General features: G+C 52.0%; 9 protein-coding genes. 8 read left to right on the top strand and 1 reads right to left on the bottom strand.

Annotation, left to right across the window (positions count from 1 at the left end):
* Positions 1-11 precede the first annotated feature (11 nt).
* Both flgB and flgC read left to right on the top strand, forming a co-directional pair.
* Positions 12-437, top strand: a complete 426-nt coding sequence (flgB, locus tag MXE41_RS07285; protein WP_246977311.1) for a flagellar basal body rod protein FlgB — start codon at positions 12-14, stop codon at positions 435-437.
* Positions 438-691: 254 nt separating this feature from the next.
* Positions 692-1,150 (top strand): flagellar basal body rod protein FlgC, encoded by a 459-nt coding sequence (flgC, locus tag MXE41_RS07280; RefSeq protein WP_246977313.1) that lies wholly within the window; start codon positions 692-694, stop codon positions 1,148-1,150.
* 380 nt (positions 1,151-1,530) lie between these two features.
* On the opposite strand, the gene MXE41_RS07275 is transcribed toward flgC, so the two are convergent.
* Positions 1,531-2,109, bottom strand: coding sequence for a flavin reductase (locus tag MXE41_RS07275; RefSeq protein ID WP_247100027.1), 579 nt, complete (start codon positions 2,107-2,109; stop codon positions 1,531-1,533).
* 625 nt (positions 2,110-2,734) lie between these two features.
* Between MXE41_RS07275 and MXE41_RS07270 the strand changes: the two genes are divergently transcribed.
* The 6 genes from MXE41_RS07270 (at position 2,735) to MXE41_RS07245 (ending at position 12,186) form a co-directional block, all read left to right on the top strand.
* Entirely contained in the window at positions 2,735-3,886 is a 1,152-nt protein-coding gene (locus MXE41_RS07270) for a flagellar hook capping FlgD N-terminal domain-containing protein (RefSeq protein ID WP_247100026.1), read from the top strand.
* A gap of 2,993 nt (positions 3,887-6,879) precedes the next feature.
* Entirely contained in the window at positions 6,880-7,626 is a 747-nt protein-coding gene (locus tag MXE41_RS07265; protein ID WP_246977316.1) for a flagellar basal body rod protein FlgF, read from the top strand.
* Between the two features lie 14 nt (positions 7,627-7,640).
* Positions 7,641-8,426 carry a flagellar basal-body rod protein FlgG gene (flgG, locus tag MXE41_RS07260; RefSeq protein WP_246977317.1) on the top strand — a complete coding sequence of 262 codons (786 nt, stop codon included), beginning with the start codon at positions 7,641-7,643 and terminating at the stop codon, positions 8,424-8,426.
* Positions 8,427-8,681: 255 nt separating this feature from the next.
* Complete coding sequence (flgH, locus tag MXE41_RS07255) at positions 8,682-9,374, top strand: flagellar basal body L-ring protein FlgH (RefSeq protein WP_246977318.1); 693 nt, start codon at positions 8,682-8,684, stop codon at positions 9,372-9,374.
* Between the two features lie 62 nt (positions 9,375-9,436).
* A complete protein-coding gene (locus MXE41_RS07250) occupies positions 9,437-10,540 on the top strand; it encodes a flagellar basal body P-ring protein FlgI (protein ID WP_247100025.1) in 1,104 nt (367 codons plus the stop codon).
* Positions 10,541-11,385: 845 nt separating this feature from the next.
* Positions 11,386-12,186 carry a basic amino acid ABC transporter substrate-binding protein gene (locus MXE41_RS07245; protein WP_247100024.1) on the top strand — a complete coding sequence of 267 codons (801 nt, stop codon included), beginning with the start codon at positions 11,386-11,388 and terminating at the stop codon, positions 12,184-12,186.
* Positions 12,187-12,912: the final 726 nt, after the last annotated feature.

The raw sequence follows: 12,912 nt of genomic DNA, 5'->3' as shown, positions 1-12,912 counted from the left end.
AGGTTACTTAAATGGCAGTTAGTTTCGACCAGGTATTTGGTGTGCATCAGCACACTATGAAGGTCCGTAATAATCGCGCTGAGATTCTGGCCGGTAATCTGGCCAATGCTGATACTCCAGGCTTCAAGGCCCGTGACATTGATTTTGCTGAGGCCCTTCACGAGGCTGGCAAATATCAGATGCAGAACAACAATGCCCCTATGGCCAAGACTGCCAGCGGTCACATGGATATTTCTGATCTGGATGCCTTAAAGGATCCAAAGATCATCATGAAGTACCGCAATCCTTTCCAGCCTGATACCGGCAACGGTAACACTGTAGAGGTCAGCACTGAGCGTATGAACTACATGAGCAATAACATTGAGTATCAGGCAACCCTGTCCTTCCTCAATGGCCGTATTTCCAAGCTCAGAAGCGCCTTAAAAGGCGGTCAGTAACCGGTTCTTCTTTTTCAGGAACCATTTTTTTCCATCTGCTTTCAGCCCTTTTCACTTTTAAAAACAGAATTCGGCCTTTCAGATATGTACTGAACGCAGGATGCCTGCAGGCTCACTGCGATAATGCGCTCAAGGCGCAGGCCACCGCAATTGAAATCTGCCGGAGATATCGCTCTTTAGAGGATACGGCAGTGGATGATATAAGAGAGAAGAGAAAAGTGGCGGGCTGAATAATTAATATTCAGAGTGCAAAAATGAGTGTTTTCAGAATTTTAGACATTGCCGGTACCTCCATGAACGCTCAGTCCGTTCGTTTAAATGCTACCGCTTCCAACCTGGCTAACGCCGAGTCTGTAAGTTCCTCTGTTGAGACTACTTACAAGGCCCGTCGTCCACTGTTCTCTGCCGCCTGGGAAGAGGCTATTGCCCGTAACCAGCAGCAGGGTGAGCCAATGGATCCGGTAACCGGTGAGCCATATGGCATCGGCGTATCCTTAAAGGGTATCTACGAGTCTGAAGCTCCTGCCATCGCCGAATACAACCCAAATCACCCTCTTGCCAATGCCGAGGGCTACATCTACCGTCCAAACATCAACCCTGTTGAGGAAATGGCCGATATGATGAGTGCTCAGCGTTCCTATCAGACTGCCGTTCAGGTAGCTGACAGTGCCAAGAGCATGCTGCTGCAGACCCTGCGTCTGGGCCAGAACTAAGGTTTTTTCCAGCCCTTCACTAAGTGAGCTCCCGTCACAGGCACCAGCAGGTGACGCAGGCCCACGCTGACATCAGGCCCGTCCTGATGCTCTGCACCACAGGTGCAGCAGCAGTGCAAGGCTCACTGGCTTATTTATAAGCTTTTCGGTGAATGGGTTGCCGGTAATTTTCAACCTGTTTTCCGTATACAAAAAATCGCTTTACCCTCAGGGGCAAAGCGATTTTTTTTGGCCTGAATCCTGCCCGGACGCCTGCAGCAGCGGCCAGCTGCAGCCGCTGCAGCTGTATGGCGTGGCCCGTGCTGCCGCTCTCGTAGCCTGCAGCTGCGCTGCTGGCTGCGGCGCCTGATGGCTGCAGCGTCGGGGCGGCGGAGATATGACTACTCCTCGTACTGAGGCAGTACGATTTCCTTGCCAATAGCAAAGAAGTGACCGCCGGCTACATAGTGCAGAGTGCGCAGGTGATCCGGGGCCTGGTCAAAGTTCCAGTGATTGTTGCTGTAAACACGGGAGTCGCTCATGGCGCGTACGCACTTGCCAAAGAACATCTCATATGGGTTGTCAGAGTGTTTGTCCTGAATAACCTCATACTCAAGCCAGGCAGCACAGCCCTTTACCAGCGGCATGCTGAAGCCTTCGGCTTCAAAGAGCTCAGCACCTGAGTTCTTTATCTTGTCCTTGTCATCATTCATGGAGATGGTGCCCAGCTTCATGGTCTGCTCAACAATGCCCACGGTAGGGTAGCAGATAATAAAACGGCCGGACTTTTCAATCAGCTTGCGGGTGAAGTGACTGCCGGCCACCACGGCATATCCCTTGTCATAATCGCAGACACCGGCCCATGCTGCGGCCATATAATCAAGCTCGTCGCCATACTGAGCGCCGATAAGAGTGGTGGCGCCAATACCCAGCAGACGGTAGGATTTCATGACATCCTGGGCCTGTAAATGCTCGCTCATATAATCTCCTTAAAACGATAAGTGATGATTCATCATAAGACTAAAAGGGCTCCGGTGAGCATTGAACCAAAATATTCTCATGTACCGGCCCTACGGTTTTCAGCCTGCCGGTCAGCCACGCTGGCGCACCAGCACCTGCACCAGCCTCTGCAGATTCCGGAGCTTGCTCAGATGCAGGGAAATACAGCCGGACCTGGGCAGTGCCCGGCATTCCCTGCATGCACGTGCAGGTTTTGCAGTTCATACCTGGTCATCTGGGCAGGCGGGGCAGGAAGTGCAGGAAGTGCTGGCAGGGGGTAGTGGGGCACAGACAGGGCTGAATGGCAGCTGCTGCAAGAGCGGGGCATACTGGCGGTTTTATGAAGCGTTATGTCACTGTGGTGATAGAAATCCGACGCGGGGCATGAGCTTTTTAGAGCCATTTGTCCGAGCTTTGTATTTATTTGCTGATTCTTGTGGCAGATGAGGGGTGGCTGGTGGTGTTTTTAAGGGCTAAACCTGGCATAAATTGTGAATACATAGGGTATGGACGCCTGATTTTGTCAGGGCGCCAAAGATTTGCAGTCAGATACCTCAATACTTAAGGTAAAAAACTGACAGACAGCGAGCCAATGCGAGGATTATTATGGCCAGCTCATTTATCAATTCATTATCAGACGCCAAGTACCGTTCACTTGACGCCTATAATCCAGCAGCTGTAGCAGCTGCCAACCAAAGCACCGGTATTGCAACTGTGGCAGGTAACAGCACCACAGCTCCTGTTCCATCTTCTCCTATGGCCCGTACCGGTGGTACTCAGACTCCAGCCCCTGAAGGTGGTGACGGTAAGTTTGACTACGGTCAGGCTGGTATTAAGACTGAAGAAAGTTCTATCAAGGAAGCCTCCAGCAAGGTTAAGGATCAGGTTCTTACCCAGGCTGACTTCCTCCAGCTGTTAACTGCTCAGCTGCAGGCTCAGGATCCTACCAAGCCAGCTGACAACAACCAGCTGGTTACCCAGATGTCCCAGTTATCCATGGTGGAAAGCTTAAACTCCATCAACACCAACATGGGCGACGTTCTGGGCGCTGTAGGCTCATCTGCTGCCATGAACGCCACCAACCTGATTGGTACTTACGTTTACACCGATCAGAAGAATGGCTACTTTGGCGGTAATGTAAACTCTCCTGCTCTCTGGTCTATTGATGCCGGCGACGAGGTTTACTCCAATGTTAAGCTGACCATTAAGGACGCTCAGACTGGCGAAGTTGTATACACCGACAAGGCTGATACTCTTACCGGTGAAATCAAGTATGCCTGGCAGGGTATCTTATCTCCTGATGGTCCAGTCAAGCCAGATGCCAAGCCTGATGGCGACGGCACTACCAAGCCTGATGGTAACGGCGGTACCACCGACGGCACCAAGCCTGAGGGCGATAAGAAGCTGTCCGGCGTTATTGCTGATGGCGGCAGCGCTGGTGGTGGCACTGGCGGCACAGGTACAGGCGGCACCGGCACCGGCGGTGATTCCGGCACCACCAAGCCTGATGGTTCCAAGCCTGATGGTTCCAAGCCTGATGCAGATGGTGAAGATAGCAAGTACACCCTGTGTAACCCTGGCCGTTACATCATTGAAGTAACCGGCACCAACTCCAAGGGTCAGAGCGTAACCCTGCCTTCCAAGGGCCTTGGTTTTGTATCCTCAGTATCCCTGGGCAAGACCATCGCCGAGACCAAGCTCAATCTTAATGGTCTGGGTGAGCTGCCATTCGACAAGGCAAATCGCGTTACCCTCTAACAAAAAGATTTCTCCATACCAGAGCATTTCAGGAGCATCACAATGGCCTTACAGGCCGGCTCCTGAGGCGCTGCGGTACGGGAAATACTCCTCGCATAAGGCCAGCTCTGCTGGCCTTTTGCAATTATGCCTTCCCCAGAAAAACAGTAATTTCAAACTGTTCAATTCCTTCACCCCCATCCCGTCAGCCAAAGCTCATCTCAACTCTCTTACCTCACCCCCTCCTGTCCATAAGCAAGACAATACATTTCCCATCTTTTAATCTCATCATTTCTCTACGGCCAACTGCTCTGCCATGCCACTCCATGGCCTGGCCAGGCACTCTGCCATTGCCTTAAGCAGAACGCAACTGCAGGCACCACCAGCTCTGAGCCATTGCCTTGAGCAGAACGCAGCAGCTATCGCCAGCAGCTCTAAGCCATTGCCATGAACAGTCGCAGCTGCAAGCACCAGCAGCTCTTAGCCATTGCCTTAAGCAGAACGCAGCTGCAAGCACCAGCAGCTCTAAGCCATTGCCTTGAGCAGAACGCAGCTGTAAGCACCAGCAGCTCTGAGCCATTGCCTTGAACAGTCGCATCTGCAGGTACCAACAGCAACAGCAGCAGATTTACTGCGCCGACATGACTGTAAGCAGTTAAATGAAATAGCCTGTCATGATATCAGCACATTACTGAATTTGCGGTAGCAGCAGGATCTGGATTTAGCACTGTTGCGTCCTGATATGCTTTGAAAACCATGCTCGTCACAGGGCAATGTGCTTTACAAAATAGCAGTCGCTTTCCAGAGAAGGAGCACCATCTCAATATGTCCGGGGCTGATACACTTAGCATTTTCAGTCACGTCCTGTCCTGTCCCGTCCTGCTGCATCCAATCACATCCCGTAGCATCCCATCCCGTCGAGTCAATTGCTGTAATCAGCTCTTGAGGATCATTACGCTCAATCTACTTACTACTCAGCTCGTAATTACTGTTCATCCATGAGCCGCTCATGTTAGTAAGCGTCTCATTGTTCCTGAGACTGGAAAGACACACTGCCTGTTATTCATGTCTTACATTCAAAGTCTGTATGCAGGTTCATCAGAATCATGTTCTCGTTAGCACTTGCTTTTCACAAGTCAGCTGCTGCCAGAATTCGTCAGGACATGAATTATGTAGAGGCATGAGCCCGCAATTGCACGCACCGTATGCAGGTGATGAGGCTGTAGAAGCCGATGAAGCTGTTGAAGGCTGCAACCACCACTTTTCAATTTAAATATTCCTGAACTGCAAAAGCGAAAATTTCACTTTTTGTGCTGTACGGCGGCTTTGAGCTGATATCTGGCGGCAGTTACTCCCGTCATCATCCACAGAGATGATTTACAAAATATTGTAGTTTTTGTCAGTTCAGCTCAGCAGCTTTTGGGTAAATGGGGTACAGGCCCATAAAAGTCTCGTGTTTGGGGCTTGTGGCGGAGCTGGCGCTGGCTGCTGTCAGCCAGCCTTGGCAGAGCTCGAAAGCTGACAGCGCTGAGAGCTGCTTCACGGCTGAAAAAGTGCAGACGTAAGACTTACTTGTTTCCGCATTTAGATCCTATAAAAACAGTAATTCATAGGTATATTATTAATGCAGTAGCTGACCTTGGAACTCGTGATTTAGCAATGTAGCAATATGAAGCAGGGAGAAATAATTAGTGACTCCAGAGCAGCTGTATTTTTGACGCCTGTGATCCTGGTGATTCCCAGCTGTTCCCGGCGTGCGTAACAGCACGATGTCAGACAGTGTCATACAGTGGTCATGCTCGCTAAGTATCGCTCTGCAGTCTGTGATTGAGTGAAAGACAGTTTTGCAGGAAGTGCAGCGGCCCTGATAGGGATTACAGGGGCTGAACTTAGTGCAGCAGAGCTGTGGTAGATGCGGGGCTGGTGGATACGGGGGTGGAAGTTGTGGAATTGGGGTATGTGGGGGAGGGAGATGCGTCGCTGGGAAATGCGGCGCCTTTGGCCTGGATATCCGATCTGCGCTCAATATTGCTGGCGTATAGACTTGCTGGTTCAGTACAGCTCACTGTCACTTGAAGCTGTAGTTGCTGTGCTCTGAGCACGTGCATGGGGCCAGGCTTCTGGTGAGGCTTCTGGTGAGGCTGGTGCGTGCTTGAGAAGCGCTGTTGTCTGGTTTTTCAGAGGCAGGTGAAGGAGCTGGCGATGCGGGCACGAATGGTCGGATCTGGTCTGCTATGGTCTGAGATGCGCTGCCATGGCAGCATGGGCGTGGAACTGGTGAGGATTTAACTGCGGGAGACTGGGGCTTTTGCGATGCCGGGGCAAATTTGAGGTTTTGGCGGGGTTTTTGGCGTTTTTCAGTGAATTTTCGTGATTTTTTGGTCGATTTTCGTCGTTTTTACTGCATTTTTGATGATTTTCAGTGAGATTGGGCCTGCCTGCCTGCCTGTCTGGGCTGGTTTGAACTGTCGTAACTCTGTCATAACCATGAGTACTGTCCTTAATATGACGCTTTATTAATAAATGGCCTGTTTATCAGAGTTATGAGCATGTTTGTGGGGGTAGGCCGGAGCTTTGGCAGAGGCTGGGGAGGTGGCTTTATTGTGGGGGCTTGCTGTGAGTTCCATGTCTGTTTGCTGTCAATCTCGGGGAGAAAGCTGTGACAGGTGGGGATCTTGTTGTTTTACTGCTTAGGGGCCGTGATTTTGTGGTGGTGACAAATGCGATAGATATAGGCTTTTTGCGTGGGGCGTGGCTTTGGAGAGGGGCTTTGTGCGGCTCTGGCACGTCGGGTGCTGTACAGGGTTTAAGTGAGCAGGAAATATCTTTTCCCGACAGATTCCCTGGTTATGCGGGGCTTTTTTTCGGGAGCTGATTCCTGTTGAGCAAGATATGAAATATCAGTTCAAAAATCCGACTTTTAACCCTCAATAAACGGCATATATATGCGGTTTTAACGGTGTGGCACACCCCTTGCTACATACAGGGTGATCTAGTGAAATTCCGGAGGAGTTATGGACAATTTATTATGGGTCTCAATGGCCGGTGCCAAGGAAAACTTCCATTCCCTGACCGTGCGTTCCAACAACCTGGCCAATGCCAATACTACAGGCTTCAAGGCTGAGTTTGAGAACACCCGCGCCATGAGCGTCTTTGGTAATGCGTTCCCTACTCGTGCTTTTGCCATGACCGAAATGCCTGGTTACAACTTTGAAGGTGGTGCCATGCAGACAACCGGTCGTACTCTGGACGTAGCTCTGCAGGGCGAAGGCTTTATTGCTGTTCGCGACAATCAGGGCGGTGAGGCCTATACCCGTTATGGCAGCCTTACTATAGGTTCAGATGGCGTGCTGCGCACCTCAAATGGTCTGGATGTTCTTGATGAGAACGGTAATCAGATCGTGCTCCCTGCTCCACTTGATCAAATCGATATCAACTCTGATGGCTACATCACCGGCAAGCCAATGGGCGCCGATGCCAATGTAGTAGAAGAGTACCAGCGCATCAAACTGGTCAAACCTGAACTCAGAGCCATTGAAAAGGGCTATGACGGATTATTCCGTTCACGTGACGGAGCTGTCCTGGATGCTGATAACACTGTAGCTTTACAGAGCGGCATGCTTGAGGGTTCCAACGTCAATCCTGTCGAAGAATTGACTAGCCTTATCCGCATTCAGCGCCAGTATGATACCCAGGTAAAAATGATGCAGTCTGCCGGCGAGATGGACGACGCGCAGAACCGTTTATTAAGCTTTGATTAAAGAGGCTATTAATCATGATTCCAGCAATTTGGATTTGTAAGACTGGTCTGGACAGTCAGCAGACCAATATCTCTGTTACTTCCAATAACCTCGCCAACGCCTCAACTGTTGGCTTCAAGAAGAGCCGTGCTATCTTCGAAGATCTGCTTTACCAGAAGGTAAACCAGCCAGGCGGCCGTTCCACTGCTGATGCCTTCCTGCCTGAGGGCTTAATGGTCGGTGCCGGTTCCCGCGTAGTAGCCACCCAGAAGAACTTCACCCAGGGTGACGTAGAGACCACCGATAACACCCTTGATTTATTAATCAATGGCGACGGCTTCTTTGAAATTGAAATGCCGGACGGCACCACTGCCTATACCCGTAACGGTCAGTTCACCCGTAACGAGGAAGGTGTTCTGGTAACTGCCGAGGGCTTAACCTTATTACCTCAGATCACCATTCCTGAGGACGCAACCGGCATCAGTATCTCCACTGATGGTCAGGTTTCCGTTCAGACTGCAGGCCAGGCCCAGCCTCAGGATATTGGTCAGATTACTGTAAGCAACTTCATCAATCCGTCAGGTCTTGAGCCAATCGGCAACAACCTGTACCTCGAGACTGCTGCCTCCGGTAACCCTATTCAGGGTGTAGCCGGTGAGAACGGTATCGGTACTATCCGTCAGGGTCAGCTGGAAACCTCCAACGTAAAGGTTACTGAAGAGCTGGTAAACCTGATTCAGGCTCAGCGTGTTTACGAAATGAACTCCAAGGTTCTGACCACTGTAGACACCATGATGGGCTCCCTGATCCAGTCCGTATAATCGAACTGATCCTCAGGTGCATGCGCTGCCAGGCTTCAAGGCCGGCAGCTGACAGAAAACCTGAGCGCACGCAGGTCCGGTCACTATGGGACCGGGCAGCGGCCTGAGGCAGGACAGATCGGACCGATCTGCTCCGGGCAGTCACGGCTTTGACTGTTCCGTACAGCCTCACAAAGGGTATCCCAGGTCATTTTCCTGATATTACATCTGACAGGACAGTGTGTCCTGCAGCCATGTCAACTTGATGGTGAAGTAATGGCGAATATTAGAGTTTGTTTACTGGCAGCAGTCTTTCCATTTATGCTGACCGGCTGCGCAATGGATGCCATGGGCCCACAGCCTGATGATCCTGACTTTGCCCCGGCCTTACCTGAGGAAGACTATACCACTGCCGTGCCAAGCGGAAGTCTGTTTAACCCATATTCGTCGAATAATGGCTTATACACCGACACCCGCGCCCATAAGGTAGGCGACCTTATTTCCGTGACCCTCGACGAGCGTACCACTGCCTCCAAGAATGCAGGTACCAACCTGAGCAAGGAGAACTCCATCAACTTTGGAGCTCTGACAGTAGGTGGTCGACCAGTCACAGCAGGCGGTTACGATACCTCTGTTGGCCTTACCAACAGTTCTGACTTTGCCGGCAACTCAGATGCCAGCCAGTCCAACCGTCTGAGCGGTAATATTTCCGTAAGCGTGGTCAAGGTTCTGGCCAACGGCAACCTCGTGGTTCGTGGCGAGAAGTGGCTCATGCTCAACAATGGCAATGAGTACATTCGTGTAACAGGTATTGTACGCTCTGAAGATGTAAGCTCCGACAACACCGTATCCTCCCAGAGGATTGCCAATGCCCGTATTCAGTACGGTGGCACCGGTGACTTTGCCAATACCCAGGAGCGTGGCTTAATCAGCCGCTTCTTCAACAGCGCCTTTAATATCTTCTTCTGATTGATGCAGGGCAGCAGCCCTGCTGATAACAGATTTCCCGGAATATCTTCCAAGGACGGGATATGCGATTTTTCAAGTACATATTTACCTTTGCCTGCCTTGCGGCAGTGGCTCTGGCTACGGCTCAGGGTGCGCGCCTGAAGGACCTTGCCCGTGTGCAGGGTGTGCGCTCCAATCAGCTGGTAGGTTACGGTCTGGTAGCTGGTCTTGCCGGTACTGGTGAGTCCAACTCCAAGTTCACTGAGCAGTCCTTCCGCTCCATGCTTAACAATTTTGGCATCAAGATTCCTGAGAACACCAGTATCAAGATCTCTGACGTGGCTCCAGTAGTTGTTCACGCCGAGATGCCACCTTTCTCCAAGCCAGGTCAGACTATTGATGTTACCGTATCTGCCATTGGTGAGGCTGACTCCCTGCGCGGCGGCTCTCTGCTGCAGACCATGATGCGTGGTATTGACGGTAACGTCTACGCCATTGCTCAGGGCTCATTAGTAGTAGGCGGTCTGGGTGTAGAAGGTGCTGACGGTTCCCGTGTGACTGTTAATACTCCTACTGTAGGCCGTATCGTTAACGGTGCTACCGTAGAGCGTGAGATTCCAAACGACTTCAATCTCACTGACTCCATCACTTTCAATCTTGATCGTGCTGATTTCACCACAGCCAAGAACGTTGCCGATACCATCAACAATATTTACGGTACCGGTTCTGCTCTGGCTCAGGACGCCGTCTCCATCCGCGTCAGTGCTCCACGTGACCCTGCAAAGCGCGTTGAGTTCCTGTCTGCCCTGGAGAACCTCGACATCACCGAGGGTAAGGAAGAGGCCCGCATCGTGGTCAACTCCCGTACCGGCACCATCGTAGTAGGCTCCAATGTCCGTCTGCGTCCAGTCGCTGTTACCCATGGTGGTCTGACTGTGACCGTAAACGAGGATCCTCAGGTTTCACAGCCTAATCCTCTCTCACAGGGCCGTACTACTGTTGTTCCAAATTCCAACATCGCTGTGGAAGAGAAGCAGGGCCGTATGTTCAAGTTTGACGGCGGCACCACTCTTGATGACCTGGTTCGTGCCGTAAACGAAGTAGGTCTGGCTCCAGGCGATTTAATGTCCGTACTTGAGGCTCTTGACCAGGCCGGCGCCATCGAAGGCCGTCTGGTAATCATCTAAGCCTCTGGCCTGCGCCTCTGGCATACCCCGCAGGGCGCAGCTTAAGACAGTGACATCTGCAGCTGCCCCGGCAGGTGCGGGCAACGGAAAAACCAGTTTCCATCATATTAATGTCCTGAAGGCCGGTTAGCCTCACTAATGTCGGACTTCAGGTACTCCCAAAAACGCAGAAGGTACACGCTTTCTGCGTTTTTTTTCATTTGTGCATCCCTGTTCCGCTCGCATCCGCACGACTTAACCTGACGGTGTCTGCAGGCCTGCGGTTCTGGCGCCGCCGGGCGCCAGTGACCTGGCCCCGCAAAGCAGCCAGCGGCTGCCCTCCCTGCCCTGCGCCCTGAGTCCATGGAGCAGCCTGCGTCTGTCTTTCTTGCCCAGCGCCCTGAATCCGTGGCGCTGCCTGCGGCTGTCCTCCCTGCCCTGGGCCCTGCGTCCATGGCGCTGCCTGCGTCTGCCTCAACATGGCCAAGGCGCCTGCGCTCAGCGTTGACTGGGCTGCAGCTGCGCAGCGCCGTCATGCTATGTTGTCGCAGCTGAGCCCGGTGCGGCGCGGGGCAGTTGTGTGCTGGCAGCAAGGGAGGAGGGGCTGCATAGTACAGGGGCTCCTGAGCTGCGCAAAAGGGGGATAATGCCCCTTTTATGAACGTTTTTGGGGTCGGTATAATCTTAAAGCACCAATTTTGAGCAAAAGATTCATAAAGCCCTTAGAATCGCGGCTTAATGATAAAATCCATAAAATAACAAAATAACATAAGGCAGAGCGTCAGATACTGATCCGGCCCTGCATCAGAACAGGCAGCTAACAGATCCTGTCTGTTTCTTGATTACCACATTTTTTGGAGTAGTCGATGTTTAAGAAGACTTTGCTGGCTTTAACTCTCGGTATTACTGCCGCCTCATTCTCTGCCCAGACCATGGCTGAAAACCTCAAGGTAGGCACCCACCCAACTTTCGCTCCATTTGAGTTTATCGACATGGACGGCAAGATCATCGGCTTTGACATTGATGTAATCAATGCCATTGCCAAGGCCAACGGTGATGAAGTCACCATGATGTCCATGCCATTTGATGGTCTTATCCCTTCCTTAATCACCGGTAACATCGATGTTATCATCGCCGGTCTGACCATTACCGAAGCCCGTCAGAAGCGTGTTCTGTTCTCTGATGACTACTATGACTCCAACCTTTCCATGTTAATCAGAAAGGAAGATGAGTCCAAGTACACCACCACTGAGGCTCTCAAGGGCAAGCCAATCTGCGTACAGATTGGTACCACTGCCCACACCTTTGCTGACAAGGTATCCCCTGGTGTAGTAAAGGCCTTAAACGATCAGGCTGACGCCATGCGTGAGCTGCAGAACAAGGGCTGTGAGGCTCTGATTAATGACCGTCCTGTAAACCTCTACTACCTCAACAAGTCCGGTCTTGATACCCTGGTCGATGTTGTTGCCCCTGAGTTCAAGGTAGATATTGACTCCTTCGGTATTGCCGTACGTAAGGGCGAGGAAGAGCTGCGTGACAAGTTAAATGCCGGTCTTGATAAGATTCGTGAGTCAGGTGAGCTCGAGAAGATCCACGTCAAGTGGTTCGGCAAGTCCACCGAAGAGGCCGAGCAGGAGCTCGAGGCCATGAGTGCTGACGAAGAATAATCAGCAAATGACATGATCATTCTCCTTGAAAAAGGTGAAAGGGGCTGGTTCCTATGGACCAGCCTTTTTCATTTCTGCGGCCATGCAGCAGCTGCCGCTGACCATAGCACAGCAGCTGCGCCTCCTGTCGCCTGCGGCCATCAGCTCTACACCAGGCTTCTCCAGTCAATCAGCTATGTTCCAAGGGGCACATGCGCAACAGCTATGCGCCAGGCTGCTCCAGCGCATCATAAGCTGCTTCAGCGCATGACATTCGGGCCGTCGTCTTAGTCGGTCTGATCGTTGTGATGCGGCTGCTGAAAAGATCGGGACTGTTAAGCGGACAGCTCAGAAGAGCCGCTGCTTGCTGACGTCATACATTAAGACGGGAGCATGGGCTGACGCCATTGCGGTCCACAGCGAGTCTCGAGGATGCTGGCAATCAGGGCCACGATGGTGCCGTTGCTGAGGCTGACCCATGAGTGAGGACCGGGCATGGGGACATGCAGGATATAGGATTATGCTGGGCACAGGCCTGTCCAGGAGGATGGACTGTGGTCGGGACCGTCTGGTCCTGTCCTGGCGATCATTACAGCTGTGAGCTGCCTTGTCGATGTGAGTCTGGCAGCTGTGAGCTTTCCTTGTCATGGAACGCCGGGCAGCCTGGAAATGGTAATGCATGGCCGGTTGTTCAGAGCAGGGGCGGTACTGACGGTCAGGGGCGGGCTGGGCTGGGCGGGAATGGTC

The sequence above is a fragment of the Anaerobiospirillum sp. NML120449 genome, from assembly GCF_023051105.1.
Lineage (GTDB): Bacteria > Pseudomonadota > Gammaproteobacteria > Enterobacterales > Succinivibrionaceae > Anaerobiospirillum.
The sequence above is the reverse complement of the archived record's forward strand: the minus strand, read 5'-3'. Positions and strand labels throughout refer to the sequence as shown.